At 59.9% G+C, this 16896-nt stretch carries 10 protein-coding genes; 7 read left to right on the top strand and 3 right to left on the bottom strand.

Features of this window, described 5'->3' with window-relative positions; genetic code table 11:
- Positions 1-3888: beta strand repeat-containing protein (locus tag AC07VO_RS29790; RefSeq protein ID WP_495007733.1), on the top strand; the 3888-nt coding region annotated here is incomplete at its 5' end.
- 147 nt (positions 3889-4035) lie between these two features.
- Positions 4036-4374: a hypothetical protein gene (locus AC07VO_RS29785; protein ID WP_018930300.1), complete on the top strand. Its 339-nt coding sequence runs from the start codon at positions 4036-4038 to the stop codon at positions 4372-4374.
- Positions 4375-4422: 48 nt separating this feature from the next.
- Here the strand turns inward: AC07VO_RS29785 and lapD are convergent, their stop codons facing one another.
- Positions 4423-6369 (bottom strand): cyclic di-GMP receptor LapD, encoded by a 1947-nt coding sequence (lapD, locus tag AC07VO_RS29780; protein ID WP_086944202.1) that lies wholly within the window; start codon positions 6367-6369, stop codon positions 4423-4425.
- A 14-nt stretch (positions 6370-6383) separates the two neighbouring features.
- Positions 6384-7076 carry a cysteine protease LapG gene (gene lapG / locus AC07VO_RS29775; protein WP_018930302.1) on the bottom strand — a complete coding sequence of 231 codons (693 nt, stop codon included), beginning with the start codon at positions 7074-7076 and terminating at the stop codon, positions 6384-6386.
- Positions 7077-7342: 266 nt separating this feature from the next.
- Here lapG and AC07VO_RS29770 point away from each other — a divergent pair, with 266 nt between their 5' ends.
- From AC07VO_RS29770 to AC07VO_RS29750, 5 genes are all read left to right on the top strand, one after another.
- Positions 7343-8053, top strand: coding sequence for a GntR family transcriptional regulator (locus tag AC07VO_RS29770; RefSeq protein ID WP_086944203.1), 711 nt, complete (start codon positions 7343-7345; stop codon positions 8051-8053).
- Positions 8054-8797: 744 nt separating this feature from the next.
- Entirely contained in the window at positions 8798-9574 is a 777-nt protein-coding gene (locus AC07VO_RS29765) for a DUF3050 domain-containing protein (RefSeq protein ID WP_019582916.1), read from the top strand.
- Positions 9571-10500, top strand: a complete 930-nt coding sequence (locus AC07VO_RS29760) for a diiron oxygenase (RefSeq protein WP_018930305.1) — start codon at positions 9571-9573, stop codon at positions 10498-10500. Before AC07VO_RS29765 ends, AC07VO_RS29760 begins: the two co-directional genes overlap by 4 nt.
- A gap of 13 nt (positions 10501-10513) precedes the next feature.
- Positions 10514-13930 (top strand): non-ribosomal peptide synthetase, encoded by a 3417-nt coding sequence (locus tag AC07VO_RS29755; RefSeq protein ID WP_086944204.1) that lies wholly within the window; start codon positions 10514-10516, stop codon positions 13928-13930.
- Between the two features lie 30 nt (positions 13931-13960).
- Entirely contained in the window at positions 13961-14428 is a 468-nt protein-coding gene (locus tag AC07VO_RS29750; protein WP_086944205.1) for an SRPBCC family protein, read from the top strand.
- A gap of 121 nt (positions 14429-14549) precedes the next feature.
- Here the strand turns inward: AC07VO_RS29750 and AC07VO_RS29745 are convergent, their stop codons facing one another.
- Entirely contained in the window at positions 14550-16430 is a 1881-nt protein-coding gene (locus AC07VO_RS29745; protein ID WP_018930308.1) for a methyl-accepting chemotaxis protein, read from the bottom strand.
- Positions 16431-16896 lie beyond the last annotated feature (466 nt).

Genomic DNA, 16896 nt, shown 5'->3' with positions numbered 1-16896 from the left:
ATCACCATCGACGCCGGTAAAACCACCGGCACCGTGACCGTCCCGGCTCCATCCGATGACGTTTACAAGGATGCGGGCACGGTCCAGGCCACCATCTCCACCGCCACCGGTGGCAATTTCGAGAACCTGGTGCCGAACACTGCCCCGGCGGTCACCACCGTCACCGATACCATCGACAAAACCGAAGTCAGCATCAGCGGCAGTACCTCGGTGACCGAAGGCCAGACCGCCAGTTACACTGTCAGCCTGACCCACCCGGCGCAGACCGAAGTGACCCTGAAAATCGTCTACAGCGGTACCGCCGCCGACGGTTCGGACTTCACCGGCGTGTACACCGTGAAGATCCCGGCCGGTGCCAGCAGCGCGAGCTTCAACGTCGCGACGCTGGACGACAAGCTCACCGAGGGTACCGAGAACTTCGTGGTCAAGATCGACTCGGCCACCGGCGGCAACTTCGAAAACCTCGCGGTCAGCAGCACCAACGGCAGCGTCAGCACCTCGATCATCGACAACGATGCCGCGCCGGTTCTCGACCTGGACGCCAACAACTCCAGCGGCGCCACCGGGGCCAACTACAACGTGACCTTCACCGAAGGCACCACCGGCCAGGGCGTCTCGATCGGCGACACCGACCTGAGCATCACCGACCCGGACAGCACGATGCTGACCGGCGCCACTATCGTGCTGACCAACCGTCAGCCGGGCGATGCGCTGAACCTCGGCAACAGTGTCAATGGCATCAGCATCAACGCCAACAGCCAGGACGGTACGGTCACCCTGACCCTGTCGGGCAACGCGACGCTGGCCGACTACATGCAGCAGATCAAAAACATCAACTTCACCAACAGCAGTGAGGATCCAAGCACCGTGCCGCGGATCATCACCGTGACGGTGACCGATGGCAGCAATTACTCCAACACCGCAACCACCACGGTCAACGTGGTGGCCGTGAATGACGCACCGACCGCCGCGCCAGTTAACGTCACCGGCACCGAAGACACACCGTTGATCCTCGGCTGGTCGACCTTCGGCGTCAGCGATGTCGACAGCCCGACCGCCAACCTGGGGGTGAAAATCACTCAGCTGCCGGGCGACGGCAAATTGCAGTACCTGGACGGTACGACCTGGAAAGACGTAACGACCAACCAGACCATCAGCAAGGCCGACATCGACGCCGGCAAGTTGCGCTTCACTCCGGATGCCAACGAATCGGGTGTTGATGGCTACAACGGCAGCGGCGTGGGCAATAACCAGGCGGACTACGCGCAGATCAAGTTCCAGCCCACCGACGGTCAACTGTTGGGCAACACCGGCACGGTGAAAATCGACATCACACCGGTTGCTGACGCGCCATCCCTGAGCGTCGCGGACAACAGCGTCAAGTCCACCGGCCTGACCAAGGAAGTCTGGACCGGTCTGTCGGGCCTGGGCACCGATGGCAGCGGCGCGCCGTCCGGCACGCTGAAATCAGTCATCGACGCCGCAGGCACCCCGAACTCCACCGGCACCGTGACCAACGTTCAGTCCGACGGCGGTGTCACCGCCGGCACGGCCTCGAAAACCTCCGGCCTGATCTACCTCGAAGCCGGCAAGACGTACACCTTCAGCGGTACCGGCGATGACAGCCTGTTGGTGACCATCGGCGGCCAGAACGTGGCCGCGACGACTTGGGGTGCAGGCGGCAAGCTGAATGGTTCGTTCACCCCGACCACCAGCGGTTACTACACCCTGGACATCTACCACCACAACCAGAGTGGCCCCGGCAGCTATGACGTCAACCTGTCGGTCAACGGCGGTACAGCGGTCGACCTGAGCAGCGCCGGCGTGCCGCTGTACACCGGCGTGGCGGATCTGGCCGCCTCTGGCGTGACGGTTTCCGACCTGCACGGCACCAATGGCGAAGGCTACTACAACGGCTACAAACTCAACGAAGGCGCCGAAGGCACCAGCGTTCACCTGTCCGCGATCAAGACCGCACTGACCGACACCGACGGCTCTGAAAGCCTGAGCGTGAAGATCAGCGGCATGCCGGCGGGCTCCGTGCTCAGCGATGGCGCGGGCCACACCTTCACCACCACCAATGGCGAAGCCAACGTTACCGGCTGGAACCTCGGCAGCCTGACCGTCACCCCGCCGCCGTACTACAACGGCCAGTTCACCCTGACCGTGACCTCGACATCCACCGAAGCACTCGGCGGTTCGGCACTGAGCACCGCGCAGATTCCGGTCACGGTATACCCGGCGGTCTACAACGCCGTGACCGCCACGGCGGCCGACGACACGATCACCGGCACCGACGGCAACGACATCATGATCGCCGACATCGGCGGGCTGACCGTGGTGCCAGGCACCAATTACAACATCGCGTTCATGGTCGACAGCTCGGGCAGCATGAGCAGCACGTCGATCAATGCCGCCAAGGATTCGTTGACGGCGGTGTTCAACACCCTCAAGCAAAGCCTGGGCGGCAACTCCGGGACCGTGAATATCTTCCTGGTGGACTTCGATACTCAGGTCAACAAATCAGTGTCGGTGAACCTGAACGACCCGAACGCGCTGACCTTGCTCAAATCCGTTCTGGATTCGATGTCGTCGGGCGGCGGCACCAACTACGAGGACGTGTTCAAAACCACGGCCAATTGGTTCCAGAGTGCTGACGCCATTGCCAACACCGGTGCGAAGAACCTCACGTACTTCATCACCGATGGCAAGCCGACCTACTACCAGAGCGGCGAGCAGACCAACCCGACCTTGTACGGCAACGTGAAGCTCGATGATGTCATCACCACCACCAACTACAAGTTGGGGCAGACCTATTCCAACTATCTGGACAGCACTCACTACCTGAGCATCGACAGCGCCGGCAACGTCACGCTGCAGACTCTGAAAAACTCTGGTCGCTGGAGCAGTTCCGAACTGGGCACCCTGCATGCCGAGGGTAACGGTACGTACGAATTGTCCTATCGCGATGGCACCGGCAGCAGCACCGATTCCACTACCATCGACAACTCCGGCAGCAGCTTCACGTTGCTGAGCAACGTGTCGACGGTGGAGGCCATCGGCCTGAACAAGGACGTCACCCTCACCGACCTCAAGCCGTACGATTCGGATCAAACGCCACAAACCAACATCGACCCCAAGGACCTGGCCAACTCGATCATCGGCCATACCGAAGCGACAATGCCGGGTGCCGACACGGTCAGCGGCGGTGACGGCAACGACCTCCTGTTCGGCGATCTGGTGAGCTTCAATGGCATTGCCGGCGAGGGTTATCAGGCGATGCAGGCGTTCGTCGCCCAGCAAACCGGCGTCGACGTCAGCAAAGTCACCACCAGCAACGTGCACCAGTACATCACCGAGCACTACACCGCGTTCGACGTGTCTGGCGCTCACGATGGTAACGACACGCTGCTGGGTGGCGCGGGCAACGACATTCTCTTCGGCCAGGGCGGCAACGACCTCCTCGACGGCGGCAAGGGCAATGACATCCTGCTCGGCGGCACCGGCAATGACTCGCTGATCGGCGGCCAAGGTAACGACATCCTGATTGGCGGCTCAGGTGCCGACACCTTCATCTGGAAGGCTGGCGACACCGGCAGCGACGTGATCAAGGACTTCAAGGCCAGCGAAGGCGACCGCATCGACCTGCGTGATTTGTTGCAGGGTGAAAGCGGCAGCACGATTGACCACTTCCTGAAGATCACCACCGTGGACGGCGTGTCGTCCCTGCAAGTCAGCTCCGCCGGCAAGTTCAACGGCGCCGATGCCGCAGCGACCACCCCGGACGTGACGATCAAACTGGAAGGTAACAATTGGTCCAGCGCCAGCATCAACTCGCTGATTGCCGGTAGTGACCCGACCATCAAGATCGATCACAACAACAGCTGATACGCAGGCTGACGGCCGCCCCAACCGGGCGGCCGTCATGTATGCCCACACCTCACGGGTGACGATTTCGTCGTCGCACCGCATACTCGCCTGCGTTGGCCTATGCTGCTGACAGCACGACGCTGGTCCATTTCCGAGGGATGCTTAATGTTTTACGTGCAACGCGATGCGCAAGGTCAGTTAGTGCGCGTGGAAGCCACGGCCTACGCCGAGGCCACGGAAACGCTGCCGGCCGACCACCATGAAATCCAGGCCTGGTTTGCCCACGAAGTGGTGGAGACCAGCCTCAAGCAGCTCAAGCAGAGCGACCTGGAGATGATTCGGGTACTCGACGACTTGATTCAGGTGCTGACCCAAAAAGGCGTGATCCGCGTCACCGACCTGCCGCCGGCTGCGCAAGCCAAGCTGATGGACCGGACCCAGGCACGTGAGGCGTTGGGCGGGTTGAGCCAGTTGATCGATGATGATGAGACGGGGTTGATTTAACCCCTGACGCCGATCATTCCCACGCTCTGCGTGGGAATGATGAGCGGGCTACTGCCAAGGCTTCGGCTCACCAAACAACTGCCCCTGAACCCCGTACAACCCCATCTCGCGAATCACCGACAACTCCCCTTCGGTCTCGACCCGCTCGGCAATCAACGGCAAATCGATGCTGTGCGCCGCTCGCTGAATCGCCTCGATGAACAGACGCTTGTCGCTCTCCTGATCAATCGCGCGGATGTAACTGCCGTCGATCTTCAGATACGCCAGCCCCAGCCGCGCCAGGTTGCCGATCATGCTGAAGCGCCCACCAAAACGCTGCAGACTCAGCGAGAACCCAAGCTCACGCAAACGCCGCGTCAGCTGCTCCAGTACCGCCTGCTCGGGCAGTTGCTCTTCGCCGATTTCCAGGGTCAGTCGTTCGCCAAGATTCGAATGCTGACGCAGGATATCGAACACTGCGTTCAGCGCCTGCGGGTCCGCCAGTGTCGCCGAAGACAGGTTCAGCGCCAGCGACTCCTCATGGTCGACCATCTGCTCGAGCACCAACTCCAGCATCAAACGGTCCAGTCGCGCGGTCCAGCCGAAACGCTCAAGCCATGGCAAGAAACGCCCGGCGGGAATGGTCTGGTCCTGCTCGTCGAGCAGGCGCGACAGCACTTTGTAATGCAGCACCAACTCTGTGTCGTGGCTGGCCACCACCGGCTGGAAATACAGCTCGAAACGCTGCTGGTCCAACGCCTGATCCAGCAGGGTGTGCCAGGCGTGGTGATCGTCGCCAACCCGCGCCGGCGCGCCCTGATCGAGGCATGCCCAGCTCGGTTCACCCTGGCTTTCTGCCTGGGCCAGTGCCTGATCCGCCAACCCGATCACCGCTTGCGGCGAGTCGCCATGGGCAAACGGCGCCAACCCGATTGAAGCCACCGAAGCCACGTCCGTGGCGCCCGTCGCATGCAGGCTCCCCAAGGCACTTTCGAGATTACTCGCCAGTTGCAGCGCTTCTTCACGCACCAGCCCCGGTGCCAGCACGGCGAATTCCCCGCCACGAATACGCGTCACGAGGTTCTGGGTTTCCGGGTACTTGGCACACTCGCGGGACAACTGCTCGCCGACCGCTTTCAACAATTCATCGGTACGCTGACCGCCCAGCCGCTGGTTCAAACCGGCCAGATCCTTCACCCGCAACAGCAGCAAATAACCGGAGCTGGCCTGCTCCGAGTTGTTCAAACGCGCGTTCAATTGCATTTCGAAATAGCGCCGGTTGGCCAGGCCGGTCAGGTTGTCCTGATAGGACTCGGCCCGCAGCTTTTCACTGCGTTCGGCCTGCTCCTGGAACAGCGCCTTGAGCTTCTCGACCATCTGGTTCATGGCCTGCACCACCCGGCGCAGTTCCGGGGTGCGCGGCAGTTCTGGCAGGCTTAAGAATTCCCGGCGAGCAATGGCATGGGATTGCTTGACCATGTAGTCCAGCGGCTTCAGTTGCCGACGCAGCAACAACGCGCCCAGCACCGCACTCACCGCGCCGCAGAGCAGCAACCAGCCGAGGCTGCCCAACGCGCTCTGCCACAGCTTGGCCAACGCGAACATCGGATGGCTGACCACCTCGACCCGCGCGGCCTGCTCCCAGCCACGGCTGACAATCGCATCGCCACCGGCCGGTTCCAGGCCGATCAGTTTGACGAACCAGTCGGGCACGTTGGTGACCGCGGGGATGCCGCTGCGCTCGACAATCGTCTTGTCATTGGCCAGATCGACCACGCGGATGCTCGCGTAGTAACCGCTGTCGAAGATCGAGCTGACCAGCAACTCGACCATCGCCGGGTCGTCGATGGTCGGCGTCAGGGACAGCGCCAATGCCGTCGCGGCGTCCTGGGCGTGAGAACGCAACTGGTTGACGTACTGGGTGCGAGAGCTTTCCAGACTGACCATGAAGCTGCCGGTGAAGGCGACCACCAGGAACAGACAAATAGCGATCAACAGCTGTTTGAACAAAGACATCTGAGCGCGTGCTCCTAGTTAATCGTCTCGACCGGGAAACCTTCGGCCTGCATTTTCTTCAACACGTCCTGCCAGCGAGACAGGCGTTTGGTGTCTCCGACCTTCTTGTTGCCCTTGGCACCCGGCAGCCACAACCCTTCGGCATTGAAAGAGTAGACCGGCAGCAAATCGGTTCGCTGGTTGGCGGGCTTGATTGCATCGATCAGGCTGTCGAGCACCAAAGGCATGGCCTCGGGGCTCGCGTAGTAGGTCAGCACCATGTGCGCGCGGTTCAGGCGCAAAGCCTTGACGTAGGTAATGCGCAGCTTGTCACTGGAGACACCAAGATGACGCAGACTGAAATACTTGGCGATAGCGTAGTCTTCGCAATCGCCGGCGCCCTTCCACAAGGCTTCGATGGGAGTTTCCCAATAATCGACCTCGTGCCACAGGTCGATGTCTTCTTCGTAGCGCATCTGCCTGTTGAAGAACTGGTTGACCACGTTGAGCTGCTCCAGCTCGCCGACTTGTTTTTGCGTGGCCAGCAACTGCTGCCAGGCATCAATGCGCTGCCGCCCTTCACCCAAAGGCCCGTACAATGCCTGCGCACGACGGCTGATCAGCGAAAAATCCCAGTCGGCATGCAGCCCGCCCAGCATGACGCCGGCCAGCAGCAGTGCGCAGCCTAGCCAGCGCAAAGTCCGAGGGATCGCGAAACGTACCGCCAATGCGAGGCATCCAGATCAGGCAGATGGAAATCTGGCTTGATGGTGAAGGTTAGTCTGCTAAAAGACAATGGCACGGTGAGATCACCGCCAACACGCTAAACTTTGCATTACGGGTGCAATAAAAAGATCGCAGCCTTCGGCAACTCCTGTGGCGAAGTCTGCAGGAGCTGCCGAAGACTGCGCCTTTTGACCGTTTGACAACCCGTCAGGCAGTCACTAGTGTCCATTTGGATCCAAATACTTCAGCCAATCAGGGTGCGTTTGTCGTGACACAGAAGCCCAACCCTCTCAGCAGCATCAAGGTCAACGGGCCGATTCCCGCTCATCTGGCACGCTCGGTGATCGAAGAAACCCTGCGCGCGGCCATTCTCGACGGTCGCATTCCTTGCGGCACCGCCCTGCGTCAGCAAGACCTCGCCGACCTGTTCGGCGTTAGCCGCATGCCGGTGCGCGAAGCCTTGCGCCAGCTTGAAGCGCAAGCGCTGCTCAACGTGATCGCCCATAAAGGCGCGGTGGTCGCACCGTTGGTTCAGGGCGATGCGGCAGAGACGTATGAGTTGCGGATCCTGCTGGAGTCCGAAGCCTTGCGTCGGTCGATCCCCCTGCTTGAAGACGCCGATTTCAAACAGGCTGCACACTACATCGACGAGTTGGAAACGGAACACGACTACACCGAGATCGGCCGGCTCAATCGCCTGTTCCACATGGCGCTTTACAACAAAGCCACCAACCAGCGGCTGCTGAAGCTGGTCGAAGACGGGTTGAACGAAGAGGAACGCTTCCTGCGTTTCAACCTGGAAGCCATGGGCCTGGGCAAACTGTCCCAGGAGGATCACCGAGCGCTGTTGCGGGCCGCCGAGGACCGGGATATCGAGCACTCGGTGATGTTGCTCGAAAACCACCTCAACCGGGGTGTCGAAGTCATTACGCACTACCTCGCAAGCCCTGAGGCGCAGCGCAGGAAAACCTCGAAGTAAACCGCGGTGACAACCCCGAGCGAGCCATTGAACGGCTCGCCGCGATTTCTGGTTGATCCGCCCCTGGACTGCTCGACGAACAAATCTGCTTACAAATCCCCCTTTCGCCCACACCGCGCCGGTGTGCAGCGACTTCATGCCCACTCCCAAAGCCCTGTCACCCACGAGCCCGATAATTGCACCTATCAGATCATGCAGGGGTGATAGCGAGCGCCGTGAATTACGCTCACTCTTGAGCTGCCAACGAATAATGACGGGCGACGCACCGCACCCCGGAGCAGTCACCCGCACCACAAGAACCAACGGAAGGAGTCTTGTCACGGGAAAGGAAGAACCGGCGTCGCTCCCAGCCAACTTCCACCCCCTCAGATCACATCAATGACCCAAGTAGAAAGTTGCTTCGAGTGAGGCATTCACTCTTTATTTGAATTTTGGCTTATATACGCCGAAAGGAGCAACTACGCCCAAATAAAACTTTATATAAAAGTCTTATTGGAACTTGTCGCACTCGAAAAAGTTAAACTTTCAATTAATTAAAAAAACACTTGCCCGACACTTTATTCATGCATTAGTTTTTCTCCGCCGCCCACAAACACCGGGGCCAAGCACTACTCAGCGATTGCATAACCCTAATAAGCATCAATTCAATTGAGGCACCCGCTCGCCAATAGAAAACTTCAAGCAACCGTTACTTATTGATCAACACCCCCTCAACGGTATTCCAGATCACTTATAGGCTCGCTCATGAAACCGACTAAAGATCGTCTTAATCAGAAGAAAGCAGAACTTAGTGCGCACCCGATCTTTTCTGAAATACATTCGTTATCGGTGCTTCAACGCTTCATGGAAACCCATGTGTTCGCAGTGTGGGATTTCATGTCGCTGACCAAACGCCTGCAACAGGAACTGACCTGCGTTCAGCTGCCCTGGCTACCGCCACGAGATCCGCAGGCCGCGCGTCTGATCAACGAAATCGTGCTCGGTGAAGAGTCCGATGATCGTCCCGCCCAAGGTCACTACAGCCATTTCGAGTTGTACCTGGATGCGATGCGCGAAGTCGGTGCAAGCACGGTCGCCGTCGAACGCTTCGTGGCGTTGCAAAAAGAAGGCGTGAGCTACGACGTGGCCTTGCAAAGCGTGGACGTCGACCCGGCGGCCGCACAGTTCGTACGCCACACCTTGCACACCGCGTTGCATGCGCCGGGGCATAGTGTGGCGGCGGCGTTTCTGCACGGCCGCGAGAGTGTCATCCCGCAGATGTTCCAGCGGATTCTCGACGACTGGGGCATTGGCATCGAACAAGCGCCGACCTTCCGTTACTACCTGGAACGGCACATCGAAGTCGACTCCGAAGACCACGGCCCGGCGGCGGAAAAACTCCTCGCACGCCTGGTCAATGGCGATCCGCAGCGCGAAGAAGACGTATACGCCAGCGCCATCGCCGCCGTGGAAAGTCGCATCGCGCTGTGGGACGGCTTGCGCCTGAGCATGAGCGAACCGGTTGCCGAGGTGAACGCATGAACGCCGCCGACTACCAATCCTTCGCCGACGCCTGGGAAAGCCGCGCAACCATTCGCACCCGCCCCCGGCGTGTGCTGGAGAACGACGACAAGCTGATCTATCCGCTGAGCCGCCAGCCGCTGGTGCTGAGCGAAACCTTCCTGCGCGAATGCCCGGAACAACGGGATTTCGCCCTGGTACAGACGCTCTACAAGTTCATCAATGACGTGGTGATTTTCGAAACCGAGATCGTCGACAAGACCGCCCGCAGCATCGCTAAAAACCGCTTCAGCGTGGCGTTCCCGTTCGCCTGTCGCTACGACGCCATGACCGTGGTGGTGGACGAGGATTACCACGCCCTGGTGGCCATGGACTTCATGCAGCAGACCGTCGCCATGACCGGCATCACCCCCATCGAACTGCCGGATGAAATCGAACTGAGCCGTGCCATCCCGGCGGCCGTGGCCCTCGCACCGGAGCACCTGCGCAGTGCCGTGGAACTGATCTGCGTGGCCATCGCCGAGAACACCGTGACCGGCGATGTGGCGGCGTTCGCCAAGGACGACACGGTCAAGCAATCGATCAAAGGCCTGATGGCCGACCACTTGCTGGACGAGGGCCGTCATTCCGGGTTCTGGTCGCGGTTGGTGCGCATCTACTGGCACACCGCAAGCGAAGACGATCGCCAGTGCATCGCGCACATCCTGCCGGTGTTCATCGGCCATTACCTGACCAACGACATCCAGAAGTCCTTCGACTTCCGCCTGATCGACGCCTTGCAGATCAGCGACGCAGCACGTCAGGCCCTCAAGAGCGAAATGTCGGGGCTGGCCTTCCCGATCAATCGCCATCACCCGCTGGTTGCCAACATCGTGCGGTTTTTCCGCAGCAGTTCGCTGCTCGATTCACCGTGCGTGCAAAGCGCCCTGAGCGACTACCTGGTTTAACGAGGAGAACATCATGAGACGTCTCGATATTTTGCTCATCGGGCAAAGCCAGGCCCTGACCGAACTGGCGCTGGAGCTCGAACAACACGGTCATTCACTGGCGCGACTTGCGAATGTGGAAGAACCACCGCCAGGCCTATTTGATTTGCTGATCGACGATGCGAGCCTGCCATTTCGGGACTTCGGCAATGCGCCGCACCTGATGCTGCAAGTGGGTGTCGGGGTGTCGGGAACTAGCGGGCTGCCACCGCTGGACCTGCTGTGCACGTACAACTCGACGCCGTTGAGTCGCGTGCCGGTCGCCGAAGAGTTGTCCGGCAACGGCCAGGCATTGCGCCTGCGAGCGGTGGCCGAGCTGGTCGATCATGTGGCGCTGCTGGTCAGCCGCTTCTCCCGGGATGCCGACTATTTCCTGCAGGCCGAGCCGACGATTTCCGCGCACTTCGAACAGGTGGAAAACCTGCTGTTTTTAGAGCACCTGGCCTTCGTCCACCGTCTCAACAACACGGCAGAACCACGACTTCTGCAACTTGGGCAGATCCCGATGATCGAGCGGCTTGAACAGCGCTTTATTCAGTCTGCCGAGCGTGCGGCGCTGAACATCGCCGGCACGTCGCTGACCTATCGAGAACTGCACGCCCACAGCCGCGCCATCCAACAGCGATTGCAACCGTTGCTCGATCAGCATCAAGGGCCTCTGGTGGTCGGAGTTTGCCTGCCAAAATGCAGTGCGTTGTATGCGGGGATTCTGGCGATCCTCGGCAGCGGCGCGGTGTACCTGCCGCTGGAGCCGAGCCACCCGCTGCAACGTCAGCAGTACATTCTGGAAAACGCTGGAGCGGTGTTGTTGCTGCATGACGGAGAGCATCCACTCAGCGAGACGATGCCGGGGCTGGACATCAGCCGTATCGACAGTGGCGATGTGAACCTCGATCAACCCTTGATGCGCCAACGCCCCGATCTCGACGCGCCATGCATGGCGCTCTACACCTCGGGCACCACAGGTCACCCCAAAGGCGTGCTGCTCAGCCAGGCCAACCTCGCGCACTTCACCGCGTGGTACGCCGACTACGTGCAGCTGACCGAACAGAGCCGGGCGTTGCAGTTTTCATCGTTGAGTTTCGACTCGTCATTGATCGATATCTTCCCGACCCTGCTGCAGGGTGCAGAGCTGATCGTGCCCAACGAGGACCAACGTCGCGACCCGCTGCAACTGGTCGAGCTGATCCGCCACCAACAACTCAGCCATGCCTTTTTGCCGCCAGCCTTGCTGAGCATCCTGCCGCTGGATCAGTTGCAGGTCCTCGATCATGTGATGACCGGCGGCGATGTCTGCGAACCCTACGTAGTCCAGCAACTGACCCGCCAAGGCAATCTCTACAACCTCTATGGCCCGACCGAAGCCACGGTGCTGATCACCGCGCGGCAACTGCGTACCGGCGACAGCAACCGGACCCTCGGTGCACCGATTGCCAACAGTCAGGTGCTGATCCTCGATGAGGATTTGCAACCGGTGACCGAGCAAACCGTCGGTGAGTTGTACATCGTCGGCCCAGGGGTGTGCCTGGGTTACCTGAACAATCCGCAGCAGACTGCCGAACGCTATCTGAACCTGCACCTTCCGAACGGCCAGAGCCTGCGCGCCTACCGCTCCGGCGACATGGCCAAGTGGACCGCCGACGGTATCGAGCTGTGCGGACGGCGAGACAATCAGGTGAAGATTCGCGGCTTTCGGGTCGAGCCGGAAGAGATCGAACGCTGCCTGCGCGACAGCCAGCTATACCGTCAGGTGGCGGTGGTCATCGATTGTCATCGACGGATTCTGGCCTTTCTCGCGCAACCCCAGGAAGCGCAACCCGGTGCCGCTCGCGAAGCCTTGAAAGCCCATGCCATGCAATTTTTACCGGACTACATGCAGCCGATCGCCTGGACCGAACTGGCGAGCATGCCGTTCGCCAGCAACGGCAAGGTCGACCGCAAAGCGCTGCTGGAATTGCCCGTCAACGTGACCGAAAACAGCCCACGGTGTTTGCCCGCCAGCGCCGATGAAGCGCTGTTGTTGGAAATCTGGGCTGAGCTGCTGGAGCTGCCCGCCAGCGACATTTCCACCGACGAAAGCTTCTTCAACCTCGGTGGGCACTCGATCCTGCTGTCGCGCATGCTCCTGCGTTTGCGTGAGGAGTTCGGCCGCAGTATCTCGATCAACCGCTTCATCGAACTGCCGACGATTGCGAAGCTGGCGACGTTGGTGCGCGGCTCCGGGACCGAGGAAGTGTTGAGTGAAAAAGCCCTGGCCGACGCCTTCCGTGAACTGGACATCGAGCCGCTGCCGATCAGCCGAATGGGCGATGTGCACAAGGTGATCGTCACCGGCGCCAACAGCTTTGTCGGTGTGCATATCGTCGAAGCGCTGCTGGCCTGGGGCGCCAGCGAAGTGGCGTGCCTGGTGCGCGATGGCGGTGGGCAATCGGCGGCGCAACGCTTTGCGGATGCGTTGCGGGAAAACCGCCTGGAGCATCTGGACCTGAGCCGGGTGCAGGTTTACGCGGCAGACATCACTCGCCCGCAACTGGGGCTCAGCGAAGCGGTTTACGAACGGCTGGATCGAGAGTTCGGCGCACTGGTGCACAACGCCGCCAACGTCAATCACGTCCTCGATTACGAGTCGTTGGCGCGGGATAACGTCGAACCGATTTTCGAGTGTCTGCGCCTGTGTGAAGGACGCAGCAAGAAGATCTTCAACTTCGTCTCGACGCTCTCGGCGTCCAGCACGATTTCCGACGATGGCCGGGTGCTGGAGTTGCCCGCCGCGCAGACACCGCCGATCTACATCAAGAACGGCTACAACCTGTCCAAATGGGTCGGCGAGCGGATCCTCGAAAGGGCGCGGGAGCGTGGGGTTCGGGTCAATCTTTATCGCCCCGGCAATATCAGTTTCAACAGCCTCACCGGCGTCTGCCAGCCACACAAGAATCGCCTGATGCTGATGCTCAAGGGCTCGATCCAGCTCGGTCAGGTACCGGAGTTCGCACTGAATTTCGACTTGATGCCGGTGGATTTTCTCGCCCGTTTCATCGCCTTCCATGCCAGCCGTTACCAGGCCGAAAAAGCGGTGTTCAACCTGCACAACCCCGAACCCCTGAGCTGGGACACCTACGTGGCTTCCTTTCGCGAAGCCGGTCGGGAGTTCTCGATGGTCAGCGTCGCCGACTGGCAGCAGCAATTGGGCCGGGTCGACAGTGATAACGCGCTGTTTGGCGTGCTGGGTTTCTACCTCAACGGCTTCGAGGAAGACATCGGCGACATCTCGATGATCGGCCACGACAACGCCCAGGCCGGTGTACGGCAGATGGGCGCGCACTACCCGGAAAAATCCCCGGCGCTGCTGCGACGCGGCTGCGACTACCTCAAAGAAATCAACTTCATCTGATTCACCCTAACCCCGCACGGAGCAAAAAACATGAATACTCTGCAACCCGATACCCTGATCAAAAACCCTCAAGGCTGCCACGTTGTGTCTTCGGTGGAAGTACCGGCCGACGCGGCGCGAGTCTGGACAGTGGTCGGCAATTTTGCCGGCTTCGACCGATTCATTCCGGCGCTGTCGCACATCGAGATGACCGGCGAAGGTGTGTCGTCGCTGCGCAAGAAGTTCTTTAAGGACGGCAACCTGGTGGTCGAGCAGCTCAACTCCCGCAACGACCAGGCGCTGAACATGACCTGGACCACGATCTACAACACCTTGGGCGTGGCCAATTTGTGGGCAGCGATGAGTGTGGAATCCCTGGGTACAGACAAGTCGCGGGCGACCTGGACGATCATTGCCGAGCCGGCCCAGGGCGGCGCCGAGGCCCTGCCAGGGTTCAAGCAGTTCGTTCAGGGGTTTGCCGATGATGCGATGGGGAATGTGGTGAAGCTGTTTGTGTAGCACTTCGTTTCAGCGGTGACTGATCTACCGCTATCGCAGGCAAGCCTCGCTTCTACAGGTTAGCTCTTGTAGGAGCGAGGCTCTCACGCGAAGAACGATAACGCGATCCTACTGACCTCAATCAGATCTTGAAGCTATCAACCAGTTGCTTCAAACGATTGGCCTGCTGGGACAGCGCATCACAATCCTTCAATGTTTCATTGAGGTTGGCCACGCTCTGCTGGTTCAGCAGGTTGATCTGGTTGACGTCGACGTTGAGGGTTTCGACCACGGCCGTCTGCTCTTCGGTCGCCGCGGCCACCGATTGGTTCATGCCGTCGATTTCGCCGATGCGCTGGGTCACGCTGACCAGTCGCAGGCCGGCCTGGTTCGCTACTTCGACGCTCTGCTCGCTGGACACCTGACTGGCGTTCATCGTAGTCACCGCCTCGCGAGAACCGATCTGCAGCGAGCTGATCATCTTGTGGATCTCTTCCGCCGACTCCTGGGTGCGATGAGCCAGGTTGCGCACCTCATCCGCCACTACCGCAAAACCACGACCGGCCTCACCGGCACGGGCCGCTTCGATGGCCGCGTTGAGCGCCAACAAATTGGTCTGCTGGGAGATGCCTTTGATCACATCCAGAATGTGGCCGATGTTGTCGGTGCTCGCGTTCAGGGTTTCGATCTGCGTGCAGGACAGGCTGATTTTCTGCGACAGCTCGGTCATGGCCTGGATGGTTTGTTCCACCACCTGACGGCCGTCATCGGCCTGCTCGCTCGCGCCGCTGGCGTGTTGCGAAGCATCAGCGGCATTGCGGGCGATTTCCTGGGTGGCGGCGCCCAATTGGTTGATCGCCGCGGCCACGCTGTTGGTGCGGGCGCTTTGTTCGTCGGAGCCGATGATAGAAGCGTTGGACGATGCCATCACCCGTTGCGACAGATCATGAACCTGGCGGGTCGCCGAGGACACTTCGCAAATCGATGCGTGAATCCGCTCCACGAACTGGTTGAAGGAACCACCCAACTCGCCGAACTCGTCTTTGCTTTCTACGACCAGACGACGGGTCAGGTCGCCCTCGCCCTGAGCGATGTCCTGCATCGCACGGCCCATCGTGGTCAGCGGACGCATCAGCACGTTGATCAGCAAGCTCAGCAGCACGGCAATGGCCGTCACAGCGATGAACATCGCGATCAGCGCCGAGGTGCGGAACTGGCTCAGTGGTGCATAGGCCTTGGCCTTGTCGATCGATAGACCAACGTACCACTCGGCATTCGGCAAACCGCTCACCGGTGTGAACGAGAGGATGCGGTCCTGCTTGTTCAGTACGACTTCCTGGATGCCTTTCTCGATGCGAACACTGGAACCCGGATAGATGTCTTTCAGGTTCTTCATCACTTGGTCTTTGTCCGGACTGACGATCACCTGACCGTCGGCACTGACCAGGAATGCGTGACCGATACCACCGAAGTCCACCGAGTTGATGATTTTCACCAGGGTTTCCAGGCTCAGGTCACCGCCGACCACGCCCAGCAGTTCGCTGTTCTTTTTCACCGGTATGGCAACGGTCACCACCAGCCCGCCGACCGCCGCCATATAAGGCGGGGTCAGCATGGTCTTGTCGGCGACCACGGCTTGTTTGTACCAGGGGCGCTGACGCGGATCGTAGCCGTCTGGCATCTTCGCGTCGGGGCGCTGGGTGAACATGCCATTGGCCTGCCCGACGTAGGTGAACTGGAAGTTCGAGGTGAGGGCCGGTTGATCGACCAGCCCTGGCAAGTCAGCATTGGCACCCTGATGGGCGACGTTCTGCGCGAGGTTTTCCAGGACCAGCACGCGGCCGCTCATCCAGTTCTGCACGCTGCTGGCAGTCAGGTCGCCTGCTTGCTCAACGGAGGACTCGATGTTTTGCCGAATGGTGTTTCGTTGCAGATAGTCGTTGTACAAAGTGAACAACGCAAACGCCAACACCACGACGCCTGAAGCGGCCAGCAGGATTTTATGGCTGAACTTGAGATTCATTTCATGGGACTTCTTATGCCAAAAGTGGGGATGCGTTCCGGGTTGCAACATTCCATGTAACAGCGCAGACGGCATTCTGAAGCCGCTCTACTTTGGTGCACGCATGTCTCACCAGTCTTTCGGCACGAGCGGGAGAAAACTTAAGGATTTGTACAAAACTCGTCAGATAACCGCCGAACGGCGTGCTAGAAGGGACGGATTATTGGGCTTACCGCACGTCATGATCGCGGTGTTGGGTGTTTTGGCTGTGGTGTATCGATGAGGGGGGGTCTATATCTGATGCTACTGGCTCGAAGGAGTAGCGAGACACGCAGACCTGGATTTGACCCGCTTCAGACTTAGACTTCTATAAGCCCAGAAAGACAAAACCCCTGTCTGCATAAGCAGACAGGGGTTTCGGAATTTAATCTTGACGATGACCTACTCTCACATGGGGAAACCCCACACTACCATCGGCGATGCATCG

The sequence above is a fragment of the Pseudomonas sp. GW821-FHT03E01 genome (assembly GCF_059420765.1).
This window is presented reverse-complemented; position numbering and strand designations above follow the sequence as displayed.

Excerpts from the sequence above, each read along its gene's own strand:
- AC07VO_RS29750 (WP_086944205.1), top strand. The coding sequence starts at position 13,961 with ATGAATACTCTGCAACCCGATACCCTGATCAAAAACCCTCAAGGCTGC.
- AC07VO_RS29765 (WP_019582916.1), top strand. The coding sequence starts at position 8,798 with ATGAAACCGACTAAAGATCGTCTTAATCAGAAGAAAGCAGAACTTAGT.
- AC07VO_RS29745 (WP_018930308.1), bottom strand. The coding sequence starts at position 16,430 with ATGAATCTCAAGTTCAGCCATAAAATCCTGCTGGCCGCTTCAGGCGTC.
- lapD (WP_086944202.1), bottom strand. The coding sequence starts at position 6,369 with ATGTCTTTGTTCAAACAGCTGTTGATCGCTATTTGTCTGTTCCTGGTG.
- AC07VO_RS29785 (WP_018930300.1), top strand. The coding sequence starts at position 4,036 with ATGTTTTACGTGCAACGCGATGCGCAAGGTCAGTTAGTGCGCGTGGAA.
- AC07VO_RS29760 (WP_018930305.1), top strand. The coding sequence starts at position 9,571 with ATGAACGCCGCCGACTACCAATCCTTCGCCGACGCCTGGGAAAGCCGC.
- AC07VO_RS29755 (WP_086944204.1), top strand. The coding sequence starts at position 10,514 with ATGAGACGTCTCGATATTTTGCTCATCGGGCAAAGCCAGGCCCTGACC.